Origin of the sequence: Pseudonocardia charpentierae (genome assembly GCF_031845345.1) — a bacterium.
Taxonomy (GTDB): Bacteria; Actinomycetota; Actinomycetes; order Mycobacteriales; family Pseudonocardiaceae; genus Pseudonocardia; species Pseudonocardia charpentierae.
This window is the reverse complement of sequence record NZ_JAVREJ010000041.1, coordinates 1-25,139: the sequence shown is the minus strand read 5'-3', so window position 1 is coordinate 25,139 and position 25,139 is coordinate 1. Positions and strand designations below refer to the sequence as shown.

Genomic DNA, 25,139 nt, shown 5'->3' with positions numbered 1-25,139 from the left:
CATCGCGTGGCACCTCTCTACGAGATCCTTGGTCGGTTCACGCAGAGACTCACGCGGTGGCCCCTCCCACGTGCTCAGGCACGCCGGGACAGGCCCCGGACTTACACCACCAGCCGGGACGCGACCCCGACAGCTGCTCCAGCTACGGACGCACACGTCGAATCAGTCGCTGTACGAGCGCTGTGCTAGACGCTGGCGGCGTGAGCTCTCGCGTTTGCGCAGCTCAGGGGCTCGCATGCATCGCGACAGGAGCGGGCTAGAAACACGCTGATTCTGGCGGTGATCCCGAGCTGGCAGCGTTTGCCCTGCCCAGAGGCCATTTGTGCGCCGCGAGGGAATCGAACCCCCAACCCGCTGGCTGGGAGTCGCATGATCCGGCAGCCTATACAAGCTGCATCTCTGCTGGTCAGCACCGGTGCCGCCCGATTTCGATCATGTCCGGCGATGACCAATGTTGCGTCATGTCCAGGCGTAAGCGACGACCAAAGCGGCGACTTGATCACTCGCCCTCGAACAGTCGCCGACGGGCGCCGCGCGGCGTGGCGCTGTGTGGCATCCCTCGACCGACCTCGCCTCGGCAGACATGCACCGACCGCAGCGCCTGTGCACCATTTCCGCAGGCGGGACGCCGCGCTATGGGCCGGAGGCCACCCGGACCATGCACGGAAGCCGAGGTCGTGACACACGCACCGCTGTAGATGGCAGGGTGGGCGCGGTGACCCAGGAGACGGCGGTGGCTCGGCCAGGCGTCGGAGCGCTGTTGCGGGAGCTGGACCAGGCGCCTCCCAGCGAACTGGTCGACGTCTGCTCAGGTTGGTTGGCCCGGCACGTGTCGGCGCAGGCCTGTGTTCTGCTGCTGGCAGCTGCTCACCCAGCCGCCGGAACGTCGGCCGCGGCTCGGACTCCCGATACAGTCGAACCGCCCGCTCGCGCAGCTCATCGGGGTACTTCCTCGGTGCTGGCAACAGAGCCTTCCTCCCTGGTCCTCAAGATCGAACCAGTCTTGGGAGACTCCGGAGAACCGGGGGAACCTCAACCCGCGCGGTCAACGAGTCTTGCAACGGCGAACTCAGCGACGACGCCACCGCGGTCTGCCTTGACTGGCACCCATCCCCGGCGCCCAGCCCGACCGGTTAGGGCGTGTCCTGTACTGGTCGGACCTCGTGTCGACGATCATGCCGGCGTGGTGGGACCGCGATTGATCGTCGCTCGTACGGGGGAACCCCGCTCCCACCTCCTACCGAAAGGACACCACAATGGGACTCGTCCGCACCGCACTTATCTTCGGTGCCGGTTACGTGCTCGGTCGCCCGGAGGGGCGGGCCAAGGTGGCCGAACTGGCCAAGCGTCCCGAGGTCGCCCAGCTGCGCGAGCAGGCGGCGAGCACCGTCTCCAGCGGTCTGAAGATGGGCAAGAAGCAGGTGGCTCAGGCCACTGACAAGGCCACCGACAAGGTGTCCGAGCAGGGATCTGGGCAGACCAACGGCTCCGGCATGACGACTGGCCCAGAGAAACGGCGCGGCCGTCGGCTGCCGTCCTTCCCGCGTCGGGGGGCCCGTCACGCCGCTCCCGCCGGCACCGCGACGACCCCGTTCGGCACGACCGCCGACACCGCAACGACGGGCGGCGCCACGTCCACTGGCCCGGTGTCAACGGACACCGTGTCGGCGGGCACGACGCCTACGGGGGCCGCGCCCACGGGGACGACGCCGACCGCGAAGTCGCCGATGGGGACCGCTTCCGCTGAACCGGAGGTCCCGCCTGTGCCCCCCACCCCGCCGCTTCCCCCGACTAGCCCCAGGAACTGAGGTAGGCCACCGCCCAGCTATCAGCCACGCGCGGGAATGGTCGGCGTGGCCGCAGGCCGTGCCGGCCATTTGGTGCGGTCGCTCCCGCTGAGGTCTCGACGTTACCGGAACGCCCGGCGCACTCCATGATCCGAGCCTTTCCGAACGACAGCTTCAGCCCCGCTCGGGGCTGATCCCCGATCACGTCACGACGCACGCCGTCGCCCACGGACGGACGATGCTCCGCCGCTGGGCCCAGCGGGGGGCGGGGATCACGGGGCGGGGTGGATCCGCGGCGTGCAGGTCCAGGCGCAGATGGAGACAAACCGCGTAGGTCGGGTGCGTTCCTCGACCGGCCTGCGGGAGCGCGATATGGACGGGTGCGCGGTGGGTACGCCTTTCGACCGCGACCGCGGTGCGACCCGATCTCCAGGGGGATAGACCGTTATGTCCGAAAGCAACATTGTCGTCCGTAGCCTGCACGACCTCGGTTTGGCGGCCTGGTTCGGCGGTTCGCTGGCTGGTGCGGTCGGTTTCAACGGAGCCGCTGCCGATGTGCCCGATGAGAAGCTGCGGCTGCGGGTGGCCAATGCGGCCTGGGCCCGCTGGACCCCGGTCAACCTCGTCGGCATCACCGCGCACCTCGTGGGTGGGGCCGGGATCCTGTACGCGAACAAGGACCGGGTCGCCGCGCAGCAGGGCGTGGGTACGTTCACGATCGCGAAGGCCGCGTTGACCGGTGCGGCGCTGGCCGTGACCGGCTACAGCCGGGTCTTGGGCAAGAAGCTGGAGAAGGCCGACGGTGAGTCAGTCGAGGGCGGGACCGACCCGTCGCCGATGACCTCACCCGACGTGGCGAAGGTGCAGCGGCAGCTCAAGGTGTGCCAGTGGCTCGTGCCGGGGCTGACCGCCGGGATCGAGGTGCTCAACGCCCTGCACGGCGAGCAGCAGCGGCCGAACCAGCAGGTGCCCGGGATCGTCGGCAAGCCGGCGCAGCTCGGGCAGGCCCTCGCGAGGCGGCGCGGGGTAGTCATGCCGGCAGCGTCCGCCGCGGCACGGCTACGGGCGAAGCGACGTACCACAGCGTCCGACGAGCAGCCCGCGCCGTCGGAACCGTCGTGATTGGGCACGCCGTCATTGCGCTCGACGAGGCTGGCGAAGGCGGACAAGACCAGCGCGGACTTGAGGCCCGCCGTGCCTGGTCGACAACTGCCCGGCGACCTTCGCTGGTCGGAGCAGCGTCAGGCTGATAGGGGTCACTTCAGGCCGACTGTGTGCCGGGATTGTGTCCGACCAGGAGTGCCCTGGCAGTGGCGTCGGGAAGCTTGTGGACCAGCGCGAGCAGCGCTGCGGGTGGCGCACCGTAGATGTGGTCGTCGTAGCGGGCGTCGGGTGGGTGTCGAGCTCGATGACGGCGAGCGCTCAGGTCTGGCGGGTGCGCTCGGCGCGGGAGCAGAAACCACCCCGTGGAGACGCACTACCTGGTTGCGCAGTCACCGCCCGGCCGCAGTGGCGTCGCGGCGGCCGCGCTTGGTCAGCCGACATCCCGTCATGCCTGCCTGCGCGCCGCCGCGGGACGTCGGGACGCACCCGCCCCGGTTGGTGCGTTCAGGGCTCGTGTGGATGATCTGGTTTGCGCGAGTCGGTCCTGAATGCCTCGTCGGCGCGTTGGAGCTCGGCCACCTCACGACGCAGACCGGCCAGCAGTTCGTCGTACGAATCGGAGTGCTTGTCGGGTCGACCACGAACATCGGATTCACCTTCAGGTGTTGATTGCTGGTGGCCTTCCCTGCGCCCGTCAGCAGCGTCTGTGGCTCGTTGTCCTTCCGGTCGGGTTGCCTCCGGCGAATGATGCGAGAATTGCACGTTCCTGGATGCTCCACTCTCGCCTACGGATTGTCTATGGCGCATCGCCCTGCCTATCAGTACAAGGACGCCGATTAGTGCGGCAATGACTACGAAAATGGCGGTGCCGACAGGTTGCTGTAGCACCCCGCGGTCGGCTTGATTGACCGTATCGCTGGAATCTTCATGAGTGCTGGTCTGCGCGGCCACCGCGCCTCCTCTCGCTGCGGTGGCTTCAGAAGCCGTAGTCGAAGGGCTGTCACATTGCAGAGCGCTCCGAGCGGTCGCCACGCGCTCTAGCCCGAGATCTGCGCGGACTGCCGGGGTGGCTTCGAAGCGGTTAGCCAGCGCTTCGACGCCCTCGGCGGTGAGCAACGGGCAGACATGTGCCCGGACGGTGGCAGGGTCGGGATCGTTCGTGGGTGGGCAGCCCGTCAGGGCGCGGCCCGCCACGATCAGGGTTGAGGTGGGGACTTCGTCTGACACCAGGGGGGTGAGGGCACCGCTGGTTCGCAGCTGGTTGACGACGGCAGGCGTCAAGGCGACGCACGGATCAGCCGCAGAGGGCAGATCGGTCGGCGGCACCGTCGCCGGCAAGGCAGCCAGCGCGGCCAGTACCAGGGCGGGTAGCACCAGCGATACTCCAATGAGCCGCGATGGCGGCTCAATCGTCTGGACAGCGCGACGTTACCGTAACGGCGTTACCGGGGCGTGACGAGAGCTTCCAGACCTTCCACACCTCTGCAGCCTGTGTAGCGGCGTGGTCCATCACGTTCAGGGACGAATCGATCAACGACTCGCATCGGTCGCGTTCCCGGGTATGTCGCTCATCCGCGCCGGTTGCCCCCGCTGCGAATAGGTGATGCCGGGGTAACAGCGGCCGCGATCGACACGAGCCCCGCTGTGGCTCGGCCCTGCGCGCGTGCGCCCCCCTGCGTAGGGCCGGGCCCTGCTCTGGCCGCCCATGACGTCGCAGCGTTAGCGCTTGGGGGGATCTCTGGCGGGGCTGCGGGTGTTTGGGCGGCGGCCAGCATGATGATGGGCCGCCCCCTGAGCCGGACAGCTGCGGGGTCGAGTGCTTGCCGTGTGGGGGTCGAAGGCAGCGGCGCAGGAAGCGGGCGAGATCGTCGGTGAGCTGCTGGCTTCTCTCGTCGAGCTACTCGAGCCCCTGCAGCACCATCACCCGTGGTCACCAACGACGGCGGCGCCGAGCGCCGCAGCGCGCTCCAGGTTTCCGCCCACCAATCCGGTAGTTTGATCACGACTGTGAACTCCCACCGGCGGCCGGCAGGGCTGTGGCCTGCCGAAATTGGTGCGCCGCGTAGGAGTCGAACCTACAACCCGCTGGCTGGGAGTCGCGTGATCGGTCGACCTTCGGCAACCGCTTCTCTGCTGGTCACAGCCAGTCCGGCAAGAAGTCGATCATGTCCGGCGATGGGCGGTGTCGGGTCGTATCCGGTTGTAAGCGACGACCAAAGCGGCGACTTGATCAGACGATCCTCGAGCTGCCGTGACCGTCGAGCACGTTCCCGGCTCGGTCGGTCAAGTCGGCACCGGGACGGTCAGGGCAGCCGCACGTTCGGGGCGGCCGTGGTCAGGGCGTGCAGCGCGGCGAGCTGCCGTTCCCCGTCGTAGCCCGGGGGCAATGGCGGTTCCGTTGGGCGGCCGTGACGCAGGGCCAGCGTGAACAGGATGGTCACGGCGAGAAGGGCGATCCATGCGGTCATGCAAGGAAGAGTGCGCCGCGGGAACCGGAGCCGACATCCGTCAGCCTTGCCGGCCCGACCCCTGGCTACCTGATCGCGCGAAGGGGTGCTAGCACTCGTCGCAGGGCCCTGGGAACGGTGGCGCTGCCCGATCCGCTGTTATGCCCCGACGCGAGTCAGCGGGTCCTGCTTCGCGTCAGCACCGCCCGCACCGCCCGCTCAGGCAGCTCATCGGGTGCTTCCTCCGCGCCACCATATACACCGCTTCTCCAGGCTTGACGGCCTTCATCAAACCCGGCGCGCGACAATGCGCGGATTATGCTCGACGTGGCGCACCGCTGGACGGCGTGATCTTGAGCGGCAGCCCTTTGCGGACGAAGCGGCCGGGGGGCCGCGCCGCGCCGGTTTCCGTCCCCCGTCCCGGATCACCGTGCTCGACCGGCTGGACCGCGACGGCCTGCTGCCGGCGATCACGTTCGTGTTCAGCGCACCGGCTGCGACGCCGTCGCGCAGTGCGTGCGGGCGGAGCGCAGGTGCTGGTGCTCGAGGACCGCGTCTGCGCCACCGGTACGCCCTAGGGTGACGCAATGAGTCTCGTTCTCGGGCCCGTGCTCCGGCACGTCGGGGAGAGCACCGCGTCGGTGTGGGTGCAGCTCGACCGTGCCGCCACGGTGTCGGTCCTCGGGTGCGCCGCGCCGACGTTCGAGGTGTGCGGGCACCACTATGCGATTGTCCCGGTCACCGGGCTCGAGCCCGACACCCGCTACCCCTACGAGCTGCTGGTCGACGGGGAGCGGGCGTGGCCGCCGCGGGTGTCGCCTTATCCCGAGAGTTTCGTGCGCACTCGCGGTCCCCGGTCGGCCCGCCGGCACCGGATCATCTTCGGGTCCTGCCGGTATCCGAAGGTCGTCGTCCCCAAGCAGGCCCGCCAGCTCGGCATCGACGCGCTGGACGCCTACGCCGCCCGCATGTCCCGACAGTCGCCGCAGGAGTGGCCGGACGCGCTGCTGCTGCTCGGCGACCAGGTCTACGCCGATAAGCTCACCCCGCAGAACCGCCGCCGGATGGCCGGGCGCCGCGACGACCATCCGGACTGGCCCGATGACGAGATCGTCGGCTACGACGAGTACGTCGGGCTCTACCGCGACTCCTGGGCCGACCCCGAAGTGCGGTGGTTGATGTCATGCGTCCCCACCGCGATGATCTTCGACGACCACGACGTCCACGACGACTGGAACACCTCCCAGGTATGGCGCCAGCAGATGGCCCAGACGTCCTGGTGGCGCGAGCGGATCCGCGCGGCGCTGGCGTCCTATTGGGTGTACCAGCATCTGGGGAACCTCCCGCCCGACGAGCTCGCTGCCGACCCCGACTACCGCAACGTCCTCGCCGCCCGCGGGGATACCTGGCCACTACTGTCCGAGCTCGCCGATCGAGCCGACGCCGAGGTCGACGGCTCGAAGGGCGTGCGGTTCAGCTTCCGCTGGGACCTCGGCACCAGTCGTTTCATCATGATTGACTCGCGGAACGGGCGGATCCTCGACGACGGCCGCCACCTCATGCTCGGCGACCGCGAGTTCGGCTGGGTCGAGCAGCAGATGGCCGATGGTGCCGTCGACCACCTCGTCATCGGCACCTCGCTGCCCTGGCTGCTGCCCCACGCGCTCGGCGACGTGCAGGCCGTCAACCAGATCGCCGCCAACCGGCCGGGCTGGCGCGGCCGGGTCGCGGAGGCGATCCGCCAGGGCGCCGACCTCGAGCACTGGCAGGCCTTCCACGACTCCTTCGACCGGCTCACCCGGCTGATCGGCCGAGCCGCGACCGGCGATCCCGGTGAGCGGCCGCCGGCGACGGTCAGCGTGCTCTCCGGGGACGTCCACCACAGCTACGCCGCCCGGGTCGACCTACCCGGCATCACCGATAACCGGACCGACAGCGGCAACGGGACCGACCGCGGCAACGGCACCGACGGCGCCGCTCGCGTCCACCAGCTCACCTGCTCCCCGGTGCACAACAAGCTGCATTGGTTCATCAAGCCCGCGTTCCGGCTGGGCTGGTCCCGCCGGCTCGCGCGGCTGACAGGCCGGTGGAGTGACCGCGCTGGCGTCGCCCCGGTGCCCGTGCGGTGGGAAAAGCTCTCCGGGCCGTTGTTCGGAAACATGATCGCCACCCTGGAGTTGGACGACCGCCAAGCGGCAGTGTCGTTCGAACAGCCGAGCACCGCTGCATCGTTGACCGAGCTCGCCCGGCTGAAGCTGACGACGTGACCTTCGGAGACCCGCTCGGGCCTGGAGATCGTCCCATCGGTGGAAGGGCCGGTCCGTGGTCGCCAAGAGCCCGGTTCCCGAGGACGACGTGGTCGGTTCCCCGTAGCGGCTGAGGCCCCGGCGTGAGTCCGGCGAGCGACGATCAAGCCGACGGCCTGGACCGGGGTGCTTGGTGACCGGCCGCGCGCAGTGGCGATGCGCCGGTACCTGCTGCTGGCCGGTCTCCTGCTGGCGGCCGCCGCGATCGCGGCTGTGGTCGGCTACCTCCGCCTGCCGCCGGACGCGCGCGCCGCTGTGCACATCACCGCCGGACGGCCGGTGCGGCATCAGGCCGCTGACTCTGGTCGACGTCGAGCCCCCAACCGTCATGCGGTCCAGTGGTGTGCGACGTCGACGACAATCCGACCGTGCCCGCCCGCGATGGTGAAGACCCGGAACGGCAGTCGGGCGCGGACGCCGAGCCCGTAGGTGGTTTGGCCCTCGAAGCTGCCGGCGTTGGTAACTGAGCGGAAGGTCGAGTAGCCGGCGACGTTGGGCAGCGGGACCGGCGAGAAGCTGGGGTGCCGGACGATCACCTGCAACCGGGCGCCGCCGGGCGTGGGCACCACGGCGCCGGAGCCGTCCGCGATCACCTGGTCGACGTAGCGGACGTTGTAGCCGGCCGGTGGCCCGTCGATGTCGACAACGAGGCGGTCGAAGCAGTCGTGCCGACCCGCGCGCAGGCTGTCCACCTCGCCGGTTCCCATTGCGGGGTCCTTCGGGAGCGAGCCGAAGGGGGTCGAGCACACGGCCGCAGAGGCCGGCGCCGCCAGCAGCACCACCGCCAGCAGCGTGGAGGCGATGAGGATCAAGGTGCGGGCGACGCTGCGCATGGCGACCTCCGGGGGTCGCCTCCCATCGTCCTCCGATACACCGTGCGAACTCCAGCGTCACCTCGACGTCGAGCCGGATACGGGTGCGCTGGCGACAGCTGCCCGTCCCGCGCTGCATGACCCGCAGGTGCTCGGGGCGACCGGCGGCACGCCGATCACCGGAGCCCAAGCGGCCGCGCGCTCGTCGTTTCCGCTCACCAATCCGGTAGTTCGATCAAGATTGGGAGCTCCCTGCGCCCGTCATGAGGCTATGACCTGCGAAAACTGTGCGCCGCCTAGGAATCAAACCTACAACCCGTTGGTTGCGGGTCAGGTGATCAATCGGCCTTCGTCGAGCACGTTGATGCTGGTTATGGCCTGTGTGTCGGGATACGGATCATGCGCGGCGATGACCGCTGGTGACTCGGGTCTCGCTATAAGCGACGACCAAAGCGGTGAGTTGATCATCGGCCGGTAGCCAGCCATCCCGGCGGCCATGCCGGCGTCGGCGCTGACTCCCGCATGCGCTGAGGCGCCCGGGCACGTCACGCCGTGCGCGTCCCCGACGACGCCCGTCTCGGCGCCCCGCGGCATCCGTTTCGACGCGTCGATGCGCCACCGCGTCGCGGGGATGTAGTGACCGGGCGCTGTGCGGTGCGTCTACCGGGTAGCGGTGGTGTTCGCGCTCATCGCGCTCGTCGTGTTCGAGTCGACCTCAACCGACGCGCGCTGACCAGCGCCGTCGCAACATTCTTCTCACGGTCGACCGCACGTCGACGCTCAGCCTCAACGGATCAAGGACCGGCGGATGAGGGCGTAGAGCGGCGTTCCGGGCAGCGTGCCGGTGGATCGATTCGGAGCATGTCGACCGGACTACGGCCGGCTTGGACCTCGCCTGTCTGCTCTGGGAGAGGCTCGGCTACGCGCTGACGAACGAGTCAGGGCCGCGCCTCGATGATGAGGTTGAAGGGCGCCCACTGCACGCCGTAGGCACCCAGCTTGGCGAGCCGCCGGGCCGTTGACGGGCGTGTGCGCGTTCGAACGGGCACCTCAGCCGTTTCCACACCGCCGCCGCCCGCCAGTCGCGCACCGCGGCCAGGGCGTACGGGTCGTCCGGGTCGGGGTCGTCGCTCGTCTTGACCGCGAACACCTACACGTCGGTCTATCCGGGCTGGTCGACCTGGCGCCGACGCCACCAGCGTCACGCCAGCCACTACAGGCGCCGGCTCGGCGGTAGCGCAGGAACGTCGACGGGATCGTGAGCACGGCGGCGTGGTCGGTTGCCGGCTCCTGCTCGTTCCCAGACGCCCCGAGGGGGATGGGCGGGTGGAGCAGAGCGGCCGCGGGTTCGACGCGGGGGAGAGGTCTCCCGCCGACCGGCACGGCTACGCCGGCGGGCTCTCGCCGAATCGTCCGACGGCTAGCCACTTGGGAGGTGTCGCCAGTCCGCGGTGATGGTGTTCCACGCCGGCGAGTGGCGGGGGTCAGGGGCCTCCGGCGTCGAACCGGACCGGGTGCTGCTCGCGGGTGTTGACGGTGAGCGTGAATACGTCGGCCCGGGCGTAGTGCCCGACCGGGTCGAACTGCCGCCTCTGCCGGAGAACCTCGCCGGGGTCGATGTCGGCGGAGAGAATCCGTTCCTCCTCGGCGATCGGCCCGGCCAGGATGTCGCCGCTGGGGGCGACGATGGTGGCCAGCCCGCGGCTCATCCAGTCGTCGTCGCCGCCGTAGTGCCCGCCGCGCAGGTCCGCGGGGACGTCCGAGCCGCGCAGCACGGGGGAGACGCCCACGACGTACACCCGGCCCTCCTTGGCGATGTGGCGCAGGGTGGAGATCCAGGTGTCGCTGTTGTCCCAGGTGGGGGCCAGGTAAACCGAGACATTCTTGGCGTACATCGCCGCCCGGGCCAGCGGCATGTAGTTCTCCCGGCAGATCAGGCCGCCGACAACACCGAAGGGGGTGTGGACGACGTCCAGGGTCGCCCCGTCGCCGAAGCCCCATATGGTGCGCTCCCCACCGGTGGGCATCAGCTTGCGGTGCCGACCGGCGAGCGACCCGTCCGGGGCCAGGTAGAGCAGGGTGTTATAAGGCGTGCCGCCGGCTAGCTCGTTGAGCCCGATCGCCACGTACGCGCCGGCCTCCCGGGCCGCCGCGCCGAGCTGCTCGACGGTCGGGCCGGGCACGGGCACGGCCTGGTCGTAGAGCCGGGCCACGTAGTCGCCGTCGCTCCACGGTGGCACCCGCCAGACCAGTCCGGGTAGGTGGGGATGAAGGTCTCGGGGAACACGACGAGCGCCGCCCCTGCCCGGCCCGCATTCTTGATCAACGTGCACGCCTTCTCAGTGGTGGCGTCGCGATCGAGGAACACCGGGGTGGCCTGGACGGCGGCGATCCGTACCAACCCGCCGGCGGTGTCGTCCACGGATGTGCTCAACGCACTCGCCTCCTCGTCGAGAGATCCGGGCCAGAATGACACCACGGGTGGCCGAGCGACAGAAGGGCTGCCCGCGGACCGCTTGATCGACGCCGTCGCGGCTGGCCGGGGGAACGGGCCGCGACCCGCAGGCCCAATGGGTTACGGCCCGCTGCCCGGATCAGCGCGGGCGCAGCCGCCGCCGGCACGTCGAGCACGCGCAGCAGAGCTACCGCCCCGTCCTCGGGCAGGCCACCGAGCTCGATCCCGCGGCCGAGACGTAGCGCGAGGTAGGGGTCGTCGGTGGGCGCCCGGCGACCGGAGAGGACGGCCCGCGGGTCCTGCAGGTTCGCCACGTAGCCTTGCGGCTCTCGCTGCGTCAAGCGCTCGGCGATCTCGTCGAGGGCGCAAGGGTGCCGACATAAGAATGTGCCCCTTCTCATCGTGCGGCCAGCAGCCGCGGTTGGCGCGGCAAACGGCGATCAACAAGAGGAGAGACGCCGCCGACGGGCTCATACGGCCCATGCCAGGGCCTGCGCGCCCGGGCGGCACCGCCGTGGTCGGCGTGCTCGGGTTCGCGCTCACTGGCCGCGCATGCGGGGAAGAAGTCGCAGCTCAGCGGCGTTGTTTGTCTGACGATCATAAGGCTCGCACGTCCGCGGCTTCTGGGTTCGATCCGCTGGTCGCCGGAGGCCCCGGTCCCGCCCGATGCACCTCGTCCCCGAGCAGGTGTGACGCCTGCCGGGTCTCCACAGCGTGGGGCCGGGGCGGCTCTGTCGCGGGTTGCGGTTCTGCCGGGTGAAGACGAGTCCGTGGTGGACATCGCCGCGGCCACTCGGCGCGCTCCGGTCCTGGCCGAGCTGCTCAGCGAGCGCCCTTGTGGGGTCGGACGGGGAGGAGGACGCTGTCGGACCCAGGCCTGCAGGAGGATTCGATGGCCAGCTTCACTCAAATCATCGAGATGCAGACGTCGCGGATCGACGAGGTCGAAGCGCTGATCCGCGAGCTGCGCAACCGGCTCGACGACGGGCAGTCCTCGGCGCCGCGTCGCGGCACCATCACGGCCGACCGGGACCGGGACGGGTTCTACCTCAGCATCGTCGAGTTCGACTCGTACGAGGCCGCGATGGAGAACTCGAACCGGCCGGAGGTCGGCGAGTACGCAGCCCGAATGGCCAAGCTCTGCGACGCTCCGCCCAAGTTCTACAACCTCGACGTACGAGAGACCTGGCAGCCCACCGACCAGTGAGCCGGGTGCCGGTGAAATCCGTGGACGACCTCAAGTCGCTGATGCGACGGTTCGTAGACGAGTTCCAGAGCCAAGGCGACGAAGCCGTCGCCGACGAGCTGCTTGCCGACACCTTCAGAAATCACACCGCACCGCCCGGGATGTCCCCGGACAAGCAGGGCGTGAAGGCCTACTTCGCCGCGTTCCAGCGCGCCGTCCCGGACCTGCATGCCCAGGTGCACGACATGCTCGTCGACGGCGACAGGTGGTGACCCGCAAGACGTTCCACGGCACCCACACCGGCGAGTTCATGGGCCTGCCGGCAACCGGGAACGCGATCTCGGTCGACGTCATCGACATCGTTCGGGTGCGCGACGGCAGGTTCGTCGAGCACTGGAATGTGCTCGACACCCTCGCCCTGATGCAGCAGCTGGGCGGCGTCGCGCCGCCCGCGAGATAGGAGCACCCGCTGCACGGCGGGAGCCGGATGGCCGGGCAAACTCGACGTCGCCGAGCGACCCGAGTCACCTTTCAGCCGCCACCCGTGGCCGGGCAACGGCCGGAGGACGCTGACATGTGGTCGGCGAGGTACTCGGCGTCGTTGCCGACTCCCGCCAGCAGCCCCGACTGGAATGTGTGCATCCAGTGCAGGCCAAGGAAGTAGAGGCCGGGCCGCTGGGTGACACCGCGATGCTGGGCTGGCCGACCGCGCTGGTCGAAGACCGGGAGCTTGATCCAGCCGAAGTCGTAGGTATAGCCGGTCGCCCAAATGATCGCCCGGATATTGGTGCGGGTGAGGTCGAGTGAGTCGACCTCCTCGACCGTGGCGGGAAGCCGCGGCGCCTCCATGGGCTGTTCGTCGGCGAGTTCGTGGCCGATCTCGGTGGCCGCCAGCTGGCGGGCGGCCGACAGGAATGTGTCGTATGCGGTGTCGGCGTCGTCGAGGATCTGGTTGGCGTTGGGGTGGATCGCGACCGTGCCCCGGGATGCACCCGCGACCCGGCCGATCACGGCGATACCGTCGGCGGCGAGCTGGCGGACGTTGACGTTGTAGCCGCCGTTGACGCCGGTGATGACGGTCGACGGTGGCCAGCGCCGGTCGGGGAAGCTGTCGATCGTTTGGGCGAAGCGGCCCAGCTTCTCCAGCCACCAGTAGACGTCTCTGCCGCGGAACCGGCGTGGGGCGCGCCGGTGTTGACTGACCGACAGGTACACCCGGCGCCCGGCGTGCAGCAGTTCGTCGGCAATTTGGCACCCGGAGGCGCCGCTGCCGACGACCAGCACGGCCCCGTCCGGCAGCTCGGCCGGGCATCGGTACCGAGTCGGGTCGGTCTGCAGCACAGAGGGCGGGATGTGGTGCGCCGGTTGCGGGATCAGCGGGCGCTGGAACGGGCCGGTGGCCACCACGACCCGCCGGGCGTGCAGGACACTGTCGGTCGTGGACAGAACGAAGCCGGTGTCGTCGGCCTCGTGCAGCGCGAAGACCTCGGTGTGCTCGCGCACCGGCGCCCGGGTGCTCGCAGCGTAGTCCTCGAGAAAGCGGAGGATCTCCCCATAGTGGGCGAAGCCGTCGGGGTCGTCGCCCGCGTACCGGCGCTCCGGCAGCTGCACCGTCCAGTTCGGAAACTGAAAGCGCAGCGAATCCCACCGTTCGGTGCGCCACCGCTCGCCGATGCGCCGCCGCTCCAGCACGACATGCTCGAGCCCGTGCCGCCGCAGCACCGAACTCATCGCCAGGCCGGCCTGGCCACCTCCGATGATGACCGTGTCATGCTGTTCCGACATCCCGGGCTCCGCCCCACGTGAGGACCCCCGAGGGTAATCAGTGTGTCTAGGGACGAATGACGGCTACGGCTTGATACCTGTTGGCCCAGATCGTGCGACGAGTGCGCGTTTGTCGACGACGAGCGTGGTCCGACCTCGAGCGCACCCGTTCCGCCTGAGCGCCTCGACGTCACGCCTCCACAGCGAGACCATGGGTGCCTGACTGGTCGGCCATCAAGCTCATGAAGGAGGCCGCAGATGCCAGTACAGGATCCACGACAGCTTCACCAGGCGTGGGAGAAGGCGTACCACGACGGGGACGTTGGTGCTCTCGTCGAGTTCTACGAACCCGACGGCACGGTGTTCCCTCAGCCTGGAAGCCCAGTGACGGGGCACGCTGCGATACGTGAGGCACTTGTCCCGTTCGTCGCATTGAGGGGGCAGATGCAACTGCGAACTTCCGCCGTGATCGAGAACGGCGATCTTGCCCTGGTCTACGGCGACTGGTCACTCACGGGCGGCACCGACCCTGACGGAAACTCAGTCAACATGGAAGGTCGATCAACCGAGATCATGCGCAGGCAGTCCGACGGGTCGTGGCGCGACGTTATCGACGATCCGTACAGCCAGGCCTGACGCACGCCCTACTACCCGATCACGCTGGGCGTGGGAGCCGACCGCGGGCGGTTGATCCAACCACTCGGGGCGTCAGCTCGACGTCCTCGCCGAGGAGCATCACCGAGGGGGAACACCAGATGACCATGCATTCACGTCGATTCGAACGAGGCGTCCGACTGGCCGTCGCCATCGGCACCGCCCTCGTCCTCACGGCCTGCGCCAATGGCGGCACACCGGCCACCGGCGGAGGGACCGCTACCGAAGCGTCCAAAGCGGGGACGACGTTCGGCCCGTCACAGCCACTGGGTAACGGCACCGCCAAGACCTACGTCACGCTGGACGCCACGGGACAGCCCACCGAGGTCGGGCTACGGCTGACCGCGACTGCCCTGGACAACCTGCCTCAGAACACCGGCCCTGGAGACGCGACCATGCTGGCCTTCCCCGACCAGGCCGTCGGCACCCCGTTCAACCACGTCATGCTGAACTGGAACCCGCAAGGCCACGACCCGGTCGAGCTGTTCGGCAAGCCGCACTTCGACATCCACTTCGACATGGTCGACATGGCCGCGATGCAGGCGATCAACCCGGATGACCCGCAGTTCGCGGCGAAAGCCGAGCACCTTCCCGACCCGAAGTACGTGCCCCAGGACTACGTCGTTCCCCCGGGCCCGCCAGTTGCAGCCCAGGCCGTGCCGGGAATGGGCGTGCACCTCCTCGACTCCACCGACTCGACCCTCGTGCCCGGGAAGTACAACTTCCAGCAGATCATCGTCGAGGGGGTGTGGGACGGCCGCTACACCTTCACCGAACCGATGATCACCCGGGAGTGGCTGCTCACTCAGCCAAACCTCCAGGGGAACCTCAAGCAGCCCCAGGCCTACCAGCAGACGGCCGCCTACCCGACCACCTACAGCATTCACGTCGACCCACAGACGAAGGACTACGTGATCGCGCTGACCGGGCTGACCCCGCGCCAGGCTTCCTGACGCGCCGATGACGCCAGCAACGCCCCCTTCCCTGATTCTGCGGGGAAGGGGGCGTTCGGCGCCGAGCTCGAGGAGGTCACGCCCACCGATCGGCCGCCCGTCGTCTGCCTCGAGCGAAATGATGTCGCCGGAGCCATGGCTGTGCTCGAAGCAATCGAAGACAACCAGGGCGACGTGCACGCCAAGCGGCCGCCCTCCGCGTTTACGCCGACCAATCCGGTAGTTTGATCACGGCTGAGAGCTCCCGCCGGTGGCGGGCAGGGCTGTGGCCTGCGGGAATGGGTGCGCCGCGTAGGAATCGAACCTACAACCCGCTGGCTGGGAGTCGCGTGATCAGCTCTGCGCTGCCGTCGGCTCTGGCGCTGGTCAGTGGCGGTGTGCCGAGTTTTCGATCATCGCTGATGTTCGGTCAAAGTGCGCCAGATTCCAACGTAAGCGTCGACCAAAGCGGTAGATCGATCATGCGTACGAGGGAGATCGACAACGTCGCCTCGACGCCGCGCGCCTTGCGGGCCCAGGGGACGGGCGTCGACCTGCTCGGCTCCCCGGTATGCGTCTCTGGGCGACTGCGCCCGGGTGTCGGGCGCAGTGACCCACACCCGGACCGTATTGGGTAGGACGGGGCAGGCCGTAGAGGTGCTTCTGGTCTGCCGCGGCGCGTCACGCTCTCAAGCGCGGTGTCACTCAGCCACAGAGGTACCTCCGCTCGGGGAAGTGAGGCTGTCCTAAACTCTGCGCGCGCTGGGAGGAGGCGGTCGAGCTCGAGTCCGCCGATGCGCTCGTAAACGTACTGGGCGGTCAGGGCGAGCTCGACTACGGCACTTACCACCTTGATAGGCGTGGGACGACCGGGTTCGGCCACCGCTCTGGACGCGCCGCCCAACACCGCGACGATCGCTCGCGCGCATGGGAAAGGTGGCCGGCGTAATGTCGGCCTCGTGGCCGTGTCGTGGGCGGCATCACGATGGGTGGCGCGCGGCCTGGCCGTCGGTTTCGGGGCGGTGGTGGTCGCGGCGTTTCCGGAGCCCGCGCTGTGGTGGTGGGCGTGGGTGGCGCTGGTCCCGGTGCTGGTGCTGGTCAGCACATCCCCGTCGTGGGGTGAGGCGGCGCTGCGGGCGTGGCTGGCCGGCGCCGGGTTCACCGCGGCGTTTTACCACTGGCTCGCGACCCAGGGCGTGCTGCTGCTCGTGGTCGTCGCCGCGCTGCTGGGGCTGCTGTGGGTGCCCGTAGGCGTGGTCGCGCACCGGCTGCTGCGGGACCGACCGGCGCCGCGCCGGCTCGGGCTGGCCGTGGCGGTGGTGCCGGCGGTGTGGGTGCTCACCGAGGCCGTGCGGTCGGTACCCGTCCTCGGTGGGCCGTGGGCGGTGCTGGGTCTGACCCAGTGGAACGCGCCGCTGCTCGGTGGGTCCGCCGCGCTGGGCGGAGTGTGGTTGCTCGGTCTGCTGGTGGTGGCTGTGAACGTCGCGCTGACCGCGGTGGTGGCGCCGCCGGGGGGCGGTCGTGGTGCTCGGTTGGTCGGTGCGACCGGTGCGGCTGCGCTGCTCGGGGTGGCGGCGCTGGGGGGATGGGCGGCGCTGGGTGGAGGGGCACGCGCCGAACCGGCGTCATCTCAGTCTCAGGTCGTGCGGGTCGCGCTCGTCCAGCCGGGGGACATCGCCGATCCGGCCGAGCGCCTCACCGCACACGCCGCCCTCACCGCCGAGGTCGGCCGCATCGACGGCGCCGATCTGGTCGTTTGGGGGCAGAGCAGTGTGACCGGCGACCCGGCCCAGCAGCCCGCGGTCGAGGCCGTGCTGCGCCGCGCCGCCGTCGACGCCGGGGTCGACGTGCTGGTCAACGGCAAGGCCGGGAACCCGGCCGCACCGAGCAACACGTCGTGGCTCTACACCCCCGAGGGCGCTCAAGCCACCTACCACAAGCGGTTACTGGTCCCCTTCGGCGAGTACCTCCCGTGGCGTCCCGTGCTCGGCTGGCTCAAGAGCCTCACCCCGGCCCCCGACCTGGACCGGGTACCGGGAAGCCAGCCGGTGGCGATGCGCTCGGCCGGGATCACGATCGGCCCGCTGATCTCCTATGAGTCCGCCTTTCCGGGCCTGCGCCGGGAGCTGGCGCGGCTCGGCGTCGACCTCACGGTGGTGCAGGGCTCGCTCGGCACGTTCCAGGGCAGCTGGCTGCACGCCCAGCAGGCCGCCATCGAGGCGGTGCGGGCGGTGGAGATCGGGCGTCCCGCCGTGCTCGGTGCGATGAGCGGGACCTCGGCGGCGTTCGACGCGCGCGGGCGGCTGCTGCTGTGGGAGCCGCACCAGGTGACCGGCGCGTTCGTCGTCACGGTCCCGCTGGTCGGTATCGACACGCCCTACGTGCGGGTGGGCGACTGGGCGCTGTGGGTGGCGGCGGCGGTCGTGGCCTGCACGGCGGGCGCGGCCGTCCTCCGCCGGGTCACCCGCCACCGCGTACCGCGCGGCGACCAGTCCAGTCAGAATCGTTCGACGTCCACATGAGAGCCTGGCACGCGGTGTTGCTGTGGCTAGGAGCTCAGCCTTACCTTATGCCTCCTGTCGAACCGGACGGCCGGGGGATTCGCGCTCCGGGTGCTGAGTCACGGAATGGTCTCGGTGAAGAACCGGAGCATGGCATCCCATGCGGTCCGCTGGCCTCGCGCGGTGCCCTGCGGGGTGCCTCCGGAGACGAGCGACTCGTTGCGGTCGACCGTGGTGGGGGTCACCGGTGCGCGAAGGAAATGACCCGCGTCGGGCAGTAGCAGCAGGCGGTCGTGGGAGGTGTCACCTTGCTCTCGGCGGCGATCTAGCAGCGCCCGGGCCATCGCTGCCGAGGGCCACATTGCGTCCGCCTCACCGGCCACTGCCAACATGGGGGCTGCGATCCGCTCCACCGGGATCGCCGCGTTGCCCACAGCATCGGCTGCGGACAGCCCGGCGCGAAAGGCGGGCAGCAGCTCCAGGGCCGCCGAGCGCGGGCGCCGGGAGAACCGACGCGCGAGCTGGGTGCGCAGGATCTGGCCGATCAGCTTCTCAGCACGGATCGGCACGTAGGGCAGGTCGTCGCCGTCGCGGGTGAGCATGGACGCCTTCGGCGGTGGACCCTCGGCCTGCGCCTGCCACACCACGTGAGTCGGGGAGACGACCACGACACCGCCGACCGGTGGCGCGTCGGAGCCGCTGAGCGCGGCGAGCACGGCCGCCGTCCCAACCGAGACTGCGAGCACGCCGACGCGGGCGGGATCGATCCCGGGCAGCGCCGCGAACGCACGCAGCCCCGCCAGGATGGCCTCGACCGGGATCTGCCGGAACGTCGAGGGCAGCCCCGGCTCCTGCATGTAGCCAAGCACCGCGGCGACGTGGCCGTGAGAAGCGAGCAGTGCCGCGGTCGGCGCCATCGCCGACACCCCGGTCGAACCGGGCACCACGACAACGCCGGGCGCCTCGCCGGGCGCGCCGTTCGGGCGGTAGATCCGCAGCACGAACCCGTCGCCCCGCACGTCCTCGGCCCCCCAGCCAGGGCCCCAGCGTCGGCGAACATCGGCGACAGCCGTGCCGGGTGGAGCGCCGTCCGCGGAGACCCGCACCTCGTAGCGCAGCTCGGTGTCCGGGGCCGTGAACGCAACCGGGACGGCACCGGCGTCGGCGAATGTCATGTCCCACCAGGGCCGCTCGGCGTCGTCGAACACGAGCGCGCCGTCCGCGCCGACCGGGTAGGTCCCCGACGATTCCCAACGGTGACCAGCGGCGTCTGTGGTGGCGACCTCCAGCCGCACCGGCCCGCGCACTCCGCCAACGCGCACCCGTGGCACCGTGTCGACACGGCCCGACTGCGGTTCAACAACCAGCTGCATCGCGTCCCCCTTCGCCACCTGCCTACCGCATCGCCGCCGTGCCCCCAAGGCTCTCGCTCGGTAGACAGGCCAAACGGCCGGCGGCGGAGTCCTTCCAGGCCGACAAGGGCCGGCCGGGTAGACGAACACCGGGTCCGCGGTTGGACGTCCGCGCCGCTGGACCTGCCGGCGGTGGGCGACGATGAGAAGCACCGAAGTCCTGCCGGCGTTCGACGCGGCGCTCCAGCCCATCGGCTACGCGCTCGCCGCGGAGCTGCTAGCGGGGCCCGCGTCGCTCCCCGTCCGGCCTGCGCAGCCCAGCGGACGTCCCGCCGTGCTGGACTTGTTCGGATGGGAGCTGGCGGTGGCCGACTGGTGCAGCGTCATCGACGACCAACGTCCGCTCGCGCTGGCTGTAGGCATGACCGCGGCGCCAACCGGCCTGGTAGGCACGGTCCCGGTGTGACCGATGGATCCACGCCCCTGGGCGGACACCGCGAGCAACAGACGTCGGCGCTTGACCACTGGCAGGCATCGTCCACCTGCTACTGGCAGGTCGTCGCCGACCACGAGCTGATCGAGGCCATCCGCGCCGACCGCATCGGCCATCGCGACCACGACCCCGTCGCCCGGCTCCTCGCTACCTGGCGACGCGAGGTGTGTAGCCGGCCCTGAGGTCGGCCCCAGCGGCAGTCGCGCTGGCCCTTCCCCGGCCCGGAGGCGAACCCTGCGCCGTAACCAGGCGAGGCCTGCGGACATGCTGTGCCTCATCGCGGTCTGGAGGTCGCCCAGCGGCGATGACTGGCAGGGCGGTGGCCGTTCCCGACTGACTTCTGCCGAAAGCGCTCGACGTGGCAACTTCAAGAATTTGGCCCGCGAGTACCCAAAGCCCTTGGCCGTCGCGGGACCAGCCGGGTTTTGCGGTGCCGTTTGCGCTCGACGTCGCAGCGTGAGCGGATCTCAGGGGGCATCCATGAAGGAGCGGGGCCGGTCAAGTCGTGCGTGGCCGACTCGCGACGACGCACGCTGCACGTCCGTCCGCACCGCCTTCTGTACAACGCCTGAGTCTCAGGTCAAGATGGCTGGCACTTGTAGCTGAGTATCCGCAGGTCCGACTCCTGGTCCTGCGCTTCGAACCACTCCGCGATCAACGCGTCAGGGCCGGTACGAGCCGCCAGGGTCAACAACTAGCGGCTGGTTCGACGGCCGAGGAAGGACCGCAGAAATGACGATCTCACCGCTAATATGGGCGGTCACGCTCGCGGGCATTGCGCTGGTGTTCATCGTCGACTTCGTCCTCGTGGGTCGCAGGCCGCACGTGGTCGGGATGCGGGAGGCCGGCGCATCGGTGCTGGTGTATGTCGCCCTGGCGGTGGCCTTCGGTTTCGGCATCTGGTTCACGGCCGGGCCGCAGTATGGGTTCGAGTTCTTCGCCGGCTACATCACCGAGCTCAGCTTGTCGGTGGACAATCTGTTCGTCTTCGTCGTGATCATGTCATCCTTCGCCGTTCCGCAGCGCCACCAGTTGAAGGTGTTGCAGCTGGGGATCATCGGTGCACTTATTCTGCGCGGGATATTTATTCTCGTCGGAGCGGTTCTGCTGTCGTACTTCAACTGGCTGTTCTTCGTTTTTGGGATCTTCCTCCTCTATACTGCGTGGAAGCTGGCTACCGAGCACGGCACCGAGGGTGAGCCCCAAAACAACAAGCTCCTCAAGCGGATCGAGCGGGTGCTGCCCACGACGACGGTATACCACGAGGGCAGGTTCTCGGTCAGGGTGGACGGCCGGAAGGTATACACGCCACTCGCGGTCGTGATCGTAGCCATCTTCTTGACCGACCTGATGTTCGCGATGGACTCGATCCCAGCGATCTTCGGCCTGACACAGGAACCATACATCGTCCTCACTGCGAACGCCTTCGCCCTGATGGGGCTCCGGCAAATGTTCTTTCTGCTCGACGGCCTGCTCGACCGTCTCATCTACCTGTCCCTGGGATTGGCCGTCATCCTGGGATTTGTCGGCACAAAACTGATCCTGCACGCGCTGCACGAATACGGCGTACCTGTTCCCGACATCAGCACCGTCGTCTCCCTGATCGTCATCGTGGTCACGCTGTGCGTGACCGTGCTAGCGAGCCTCGCCAAGGTTCGAAAGAATCCTGAGGTGCTGCAAACGCACGACGTCACCGGTTCACACGGCGGCGCTCCGGGGAAGGAGCTCGAGGAGCTGCGCACCCGGGACCACAACCCCGCTCGTGATAGTGGTTCGACACCGGAGCCCGAGCCGGACGGCGACGGGCGGTGAGGTGTCTGTCCGGCTCAATTTCACGCTACCGGCGGCGGCTGCCCCCCCCGGGATGCCCGGCGGTCCGGACCGCGGCTGATGCTGGGGACCGGAACCGCGAGCGCACGCGATGAACGACGATACGGCCGCTGGTCACGCCGTCGACCCGACCCGGTGCTTCACTTCAGCATGCTCGTCGACGCGCTGACGGGGTTACCCCTGATCGCAAACGACCACCGACGCCGACATCCGCCGGTAGTGACGGGCGGCGGACCACCGCTGCTGGCGGTTGGGGAGACTGCGGATGGCGGTGACGGACGAGCTCCCCGCGGGGGCGATTGATGGAAGCAGACGCTCACCCGCGTCAGCCCGGCGCGCTGGGTGTGCGCCGGCGCCGATTGCGGGCCCGTTGCCGAGGCGACGATGGGTGAACGGACAGCAGGACGGCGCTCGTGACGATCAGAGCGATGATTACGAGCACGAGTAGCGCGAACTCGATGAGCACGTCGAGGATCATGGCCGGCTCCTGGACGGGAAGTGGCGGATGGCGCGACGACGGGCGATGGCGCTTGCCAACGTCACGACCCCAAGGATCAGCACGATGACGGCGAGCGACATTAGGGTGGGTATCTCGGGTACGGTGGGCCAGAGCCCGTGGGCCCAATGCAGCATCAGTTTCACACCGATCAACGCGAGTATCAGCACAAGCCCGTGGTTGAGATAGACGAGCTGGCTCAACGCGGACTGCAACACAAAATACAGCGCCCGCAGGCCGAGGAGCGCGAAAGCGTTCGTCGCGAACACGAGGTACGGGTCCTCGGTCACTCCGTACACGGCGGGGACCGAATCCACGGCGAACACGACATCGGTGGCGAGCACGGCGACCACCACAACAGTCAGCGGGGTCAACGCGCACCGTCCGTCGGCGCGCACCCACAGTCGGGTGCCGCGATACTCGTCAGTGACGGGGATCAGCAAGCGCAGCAACCGCACCGACCGCATCTTCGACACGTCGCGTTCGCGGGTTGCCCCGCCGAGCTCCTCGCGCAGGATTCGCGCTGCGGTCAGGAACAGGACCGCGCCGAAAACCAGGAACGCCCAGGTTCCGGCCTGCAGCAACACCGCGCCGAGCGCGATTAGTACGCCGCGCAGCACGAGTGCACCGACGATCCCGAACAGCAGAACACGCTGGGCCAACTCGGCGGGTACCGCGAACGCGGCCAGGAGCATGATAAACACGAACAGGTTGTCCACCGACAGCGACTTCTCCACCACGAAGCCGGTGTAGAACTCCAGCGCCTGCTCACTGCCGTAGGCGCCCCAGAGGAACAGCCCGAACACGACCGGCAGCGTGAGGTAGAACATCGACCAGCCGACGGCTTCGCGCAACGACACTGCATGCGGCCGGCGCGTCAGCACGAAGTCCAGCACGAGTAGACCAACTAGCACGGCGATGCTCGTGGTCCACAGGGCGGGAGACCCGACAGCGGGCGTCGTTGCGACCACCGTGGCTAGTGGCTGTCCGGGCACGGTACCTCCTCGAACGCGATGGCGTTCGAGGTCTCCTTCGCCCTACGAGGAGGGCGGCCGCCCGGGGGTGCCAGGGACACCCGTCCTGACCGGGACGACCCGACGGAAGTACTCCCCTCGCCCGCGAGGATAGACCCAGTCGACAGGCTGTCAAGGCGCGTGCACGCCCGGGGCCACAGCGCCACCGAACCCGGCGGCGGCATGGGTGTCCTGCAGCGGGCCTACGGCCTGGCCTGCGACAACCTGCGCTCGGTCGAGATCGTCACCGCCGACGGTGCCGTGCGCACCGCCAGCCGCGACGAGCACGCCGACCTGTTCTGGGCGCTGCGGGGCGGCGGCCGCGGCCTCGGCGTCGTGACCTCGTTCGAGTTCGACCTGCACCCGGTCGGCCCGCAGGTCGCGAAGGCGCTGGTGCTCTATCCCTACGAGCAGGCCGGGCAGGTGCTGCGGGCGTGGCGCGACCTCGTCCCGGCCCTGCCCGACACCGTCTCACCGGAGTTCGTCCTGTGGAGCATCCCGCCCGACCCGCAAATCCCGGCGGGGATGCACGGGCAGCGGGTCGTGATGGTGGCGGGCGTGTACGCCGGTCCGGCCGCCGAGGGGGCGGCGGTGCTCGCTCCGCTGGCCGGGCTGGGCACCGTGCTGATGGACGCCAGCGGGATCGCCGACTACGCCACGATGCAGGGCGAGCTCGACGCGGCGTTTCCCGCGGGCGGACGCTACCTGTTCAAGTCCCACTTCATGACCGAGATCACTGACGCCGCGGTCGACGCGATGATCGCCTGCGACGCCGGCCGGCCCAACCCGCAGTCGTTGATGGTGATCCGCAGCCTCGGCGGCGCGGTCGCCCGAGTCGGCCAGGACGAGAGCGCCTTCGCCCACCGCGGCGCCCGCTACAACCTCAGCATCGACGCCGGCTGGACCGACCCGGCTCGCGACGCCGAAATGGTCGGCTGGGCACGCTCGTCCTGGGCGGCGCTGCGCCCGTTCGGCACCGGCGGGGTATATGTCAACTTTGCCGGGCTCGAGGACGACACAGACGACGCGGACGACGCAGCCGTGTACGGCAGGGGCGCCCGACGGCTCGACGCCGTGCGGGCCGCCTACGACCCGGACGCCCTGTTCGACGTAGCCGCCCGGCGGCCCCGGCCGACCGGAGGACCGCGATGAGCAACCCGGTCCGCGGCCGGCTCAGCGCCGGGATCTTCCGCGTGGTCGACCGCTACGTGCACCACGCGCTCGGCGAGCGCAAGGCCCCGGCTGTTCGCCGACCTAGCCGCCACCGTCGTCGAGATCGGGCCCGGTTGTCAGACCCGAATTCGCGAGTAGCGCGGGCTGTGGTGGGGTGAGATGGCGATAGGTGCCCTGCGACCTGTGATGATGCGGTTGTCGAGACCAGCATCGTCGGGGTCTGGAGGACACCTATCGGTGGGAAGTTACGTGGACGCCGCCGCGGGCATACTGGCGGCGAGCTGCTGGTCGGGATTGCGGCCGCGCAGCTGGCCGGTGAGGACTTTGTGCTGCCGCACGGGCGGCAGGCCTCGAAGGGGCAGGGGGCGCGCGGCCCAAGATCGCTTCAGCTGGCGAAAAGAAGGTGCAGCCGGACACCGTCACGTTACCCGTCGGAGGCTCGCACGGTCGTATTGATCTGCGTGGCTGCGCTCCAGGTTTCCGCTCACCAATCCGGTAGTTCGATCACGCCTGAGAGCTCACTCCGCTGGCCGCCCACGCCGTGACCCGTGAAAATCAGTGCGCCGCGTAGGAATCGAACCTACAACCCGCTGGCTGGGAGTCGCGTAATCAGCCGAACGCTGCCGGAGAATTCGGTGCTGGTCAGCGGTGGTGTGCGGGGTTTCCGATCATCCCCGATGGTCAGTCGAATGCCTCAAACTCCAACCTACTAAAGAGTTCGTTGGTTAGTGGACTCTGATCATGCTGTGATGTAGCGGAGGTCGGGGTCGGCGAAGAACGCGCGGATGATGTGGGGCATCTTCTGCAGCCGTCGTAGCGCACTGATGACCTTGG

The 25,139-nt window shown here is 69.2% G+C and carries 20 protein-coding genes and 2 pseudogenes; 12 read left to right on the top strand and 10 right to left on the bottom strand.

What is annotated here, in order from left to right; translation table 11 throughout:
* Positions 1-1,256: 1,256 nt before the first annotated feature.
* Positions 1,257-1,808, top strand: a complete 552-nt coding sequence (locus tag RM445_RS29895; protein WP_311560220.1) for a hypothetical protein — start codon at positions 1,257-1,259, stop codon at positions 1,806-1,808.
* A gap of 534 nt (positions 1,809-2,342) precedes the next feature.
* Positions 2,343-2,909, top strand: coding sequence for a hypothetical protein (locus tag RM445_RS29890; RefSeq protein WP_311560219.1), 567 nt, complete (start codon positions 2,343-2,345; stop codon positions 2,907-2,909).
* Positions 2,910-3,395: 486 nt separating this feature from the next.
* Here the strand turns inward: RM445_RS29890 and RM445_RS29885 are convergent, their stop codons facing one another.
* Together RM445_RS29885 and RM445_RS29880 are read right to left on the bottom strand one after the other, a co-directional pair.
* A complete protein-coding gene (locus RM445_RS29885) occupies positions 3,396-4,265 on the bottom strand; it encodes a hypothetical protein (protein WP_311560218.1) in 870 nt (289 codons plus the stop codon).
* Positions 4,266-5,194: 929 nt separating this feature from the next.
* A complete protein-coding gene (locus RM445_RS29880) occupies positions 5,195-5,359 on the bottom strand; it encodes a hypothetical protein (RefSeq protein WP_311560217.1) in 165 nt (54 codons plus the stop codon).
* 566 nt (positions 5,360-5,925) lie between these two features.
* Here RM445_RS29880 and RM445_RS29875 point away from each other — a divergent pair.
* A complete protein-coding gene (locus RM445_RS29875; RefSeq protein ID WP_311560216.1) occupies positions 5,926-7,605 on the top strand; it encodes an alkaline phosphatase D family protein in 1,680 nt (559 codons plus the stop codon).
* 365 nt (positions 7,606-7,970) lie between these two features.
* Here the strand turns inward: RM445_RS29875 and RM445_RS29870 are convergent, their stop codons facing one another.
* The 4 genes and pseudogenes from RM445_RS29870 to RM445_RS29860 all read right to left on the bottom strand — a co-directional run bounded on the left by RM445_RS29870 (position 7,971) and on the right by RM445_RS29860 (position 11,225).
* On the bottom strand, positions 7,971-8,477 hold the full coding sequence (locus tag RM445_RS29870) for an AMIN-like domain-containing (lipo)protein (RefSeq protein ID WP_311560215.1): 507 nt from the start codon (positions 8,475-8,477) through the stop codon (positions 7,971-7,973).
* Positions 8,478-9,940: 1,463 nt separating this feature from the next.
* The gene (locus tag RM445_RS29865) at positions 9,941-10,696 is read right to left on the bottom strand and encodes a carbon-nitrogen hydrolase family protein (protein ID WP_311560214.1); all 756 of its coding nucleotides are present in this window, start codon (positions 10,694-10,696) and stop codon (positions 9,941-9,943) included.
* A gap of 38 nt (positions 10,697-10,734) precedes the next feature.
* Positions 10,735-10,878 (bottom strand): annotated as a pseudogene (locus RM445_RS32645) (nitrilase-related carbon-nitrogen hydrolase); the annotation flags it as partial.
* An 8-nt stretch (positions 10,879-10,886) separates the two neighbouring features.
* Complete coding sequence (locus RM445_RS29860) at positions 10,887-11,225, bottom strand: hypothetical protein (RefSeq protein WP_311560213.1); 339 nt, start codon at positions 11,223-11,225, stop codon at positions 10,887-10,889.
* A 578-nt stretch (positions 11,226-11,803) separates the two neighbouring features.
* Here RM445_RS29860 and RM445_RS29855 point away from each other — a divergent pair.
* The gene (locus RM445_RS29855; protein ID WP_311560212.1) at positions 11,804-12,118 is read left to right on the top strand and encodes a hypothetical protein; all 315 of its coding nucleotides are present in this window, start codon (positions 11,804-11,806) and stop codon (positions 12,116-12,118) included.
* A gap of 41 nt (positions 12,119-12,159) precedes the next feature.
* Positions 12,160-12,557: pseudogene (locus RM445_RS32640) on the top strand (ester cyclase).
* Between the two features lie 71 nt (positions 12,558-12,628).
* On the opposite strand, the gene RM445_RS29840 reads toward RM445_RS32640, so the two are convergent.
* On the bottom strand, positions 12,629-13,882 hold the full coding sequence (locus tag RM445_RS29840) for an NAD(P)-binding domain-containing protein (RefSeq protein ID WP_311560209.1): 1,254 nt from the start codon (positions 13,880-13,882) through the stop codon (positions 12,629-12,631).
* 237 nt (positions 13,883-14,119) lie between these two features.
* Here RM445_RS29840 and RM445_RS29835 point away from each other — a divergent pair, with 237 nt between their 5' ends.
* The 3 genes from RM445_RS29835 (at position 14,120) to lnt (ending at position 17,969) form a co-directional block, all read left to right on the top strand.
* Complete coding sequence (locus RM445_RS29835) at positions 14,120-14,497, top strand: YybH family protein (RefSeq protein ID WP_311560208.1); 378 nt, start codon at positions 14,120-14,122, stop codon at positions 14,495-14,497.
* Positions 14,498-14,616: 119 nt separating this feature from the next.
* Positions 14,617-15,468 (top strand): DUF5602 domain-containing protein, encoded by an 852-nt coding sequence (locus tag RM445_RS29830; protein WP_311560207.1) that lies wholly within the window; start codon positions 14,617-14,619, stop codon positions 15,466-15,468.
* 938 nt (positions 15,469-16,406) lie between these two features.
* Positions 16,407-17,969: an apolipoprotein N-acyltransferase gene (lnt, locus tag RM445_RS29825; protein WP_311560206.1), complete on the top strand. Its 1,563-nt coding sequence runs from the start codon at positions 16,407-16,409 to the stop codon at positions 17,967-17,969.
* 98 nt (positions 17,970-18,067) lie between these two features.
* Here lnt and RM445_RS29820 read toward each other — a convergent pair whose 3' ends face one another.
* On the bottom strand, positions 18,068-19,270 hold the full coding sequence (locus tag RM445_RS29820; protein ID WP_311560205.1) for an acyl-CoA thioester hydrolase/BAAT C-terminal domain-containing protein: 1,203 nt from the start codon (positions 19,268-19,270) through the stop codon (positions 18,068-18,070).
* A 232-nt stretch (positions 19,271-19,502) separates the two neighbouring features.
* On the opposite strand from RM445_RS29820, the gene RM445_RS29815 reads away from it, so the two are divergent.
* From RM445_RS29815 to RM445_RS29805, 3 genes are all read left to right on the top strand, one after another.
* Entirely contained in the window at positions 19,503-19,766 is a 264-nt protein-coding gene (locus RM445_RS29815) for a hypothetical protein (protein WP_311560204.1), read from the top strand.
* A complete protein-coding gene (locus tag RM445_RS29810) occupies positions 19,763-19,975 on the top strand; it encodes a hypothetical protein (protein WP_311560203.1) in 213 nt (70 codons plus the stop codon). Before RM445_RS29815 ends, RM445_RS29810 begins: the two co-directional genes overlap by 4 nt.
* Positions 19,976-20,525: 550 nt before the next feature.
* On the top strand, positions 20,526-21,605 hold the full coding sequence (locus RM445_RS29805; RefSeq protein WP_311560202.1) for a TerC family protein: 1,080 nt from the start codon (positions 20,526-20,528) through the stop codon (positions 21,603-21,605).
* Between the two features lie 343 nt (positions 21,606-21,948).
* On the opposite strand, the gene RM445_RS29800 is transcribed toward RM445_RS29805, so the two are convergent.
* Complete coding sequence (locus RM445_RS29800; protein ID WP_311560201.1) at positions 21,949-22,101, bottom strand: hypothetical protein; 153 nt, start codon at positions 22,099-22,101, stop codon at positions 21,949-21,951.
* A complete protein-coding gene (locus RM445_RS29795) occupies positions 22,098-23,090 on the bottom strand; it encodes a TerC/Alx family metal homeostasis membrane protein (RefSeq protein ID WP_311560221.1) in 993 nt (330 codons plus the stop codon). The genes RM445_RS29800 and RM445_RS29795 overlap by 4 nt, the downstream gene beginning before the upstream one ends.
* A gap of 183 nt (positions 23,091-23,273) precedes the next feature.
* On the opposite strand from RM445_RS29795, the gene RM445_RS29790 reads away from it, so the two are divergent.
* Positions 23,274-24,284, top strand: a complete 1,011-nt coding sequence (locus RM445_RS29790; RefSeq protein ID WP_311560200.1) for an FAD-binding oxidoreductase — start codon at positions 23,274-23,276, stop codon at positions 24,282-24,284.
* Positions 24,285-25,139: the final 855 nt, after the last annotated feature.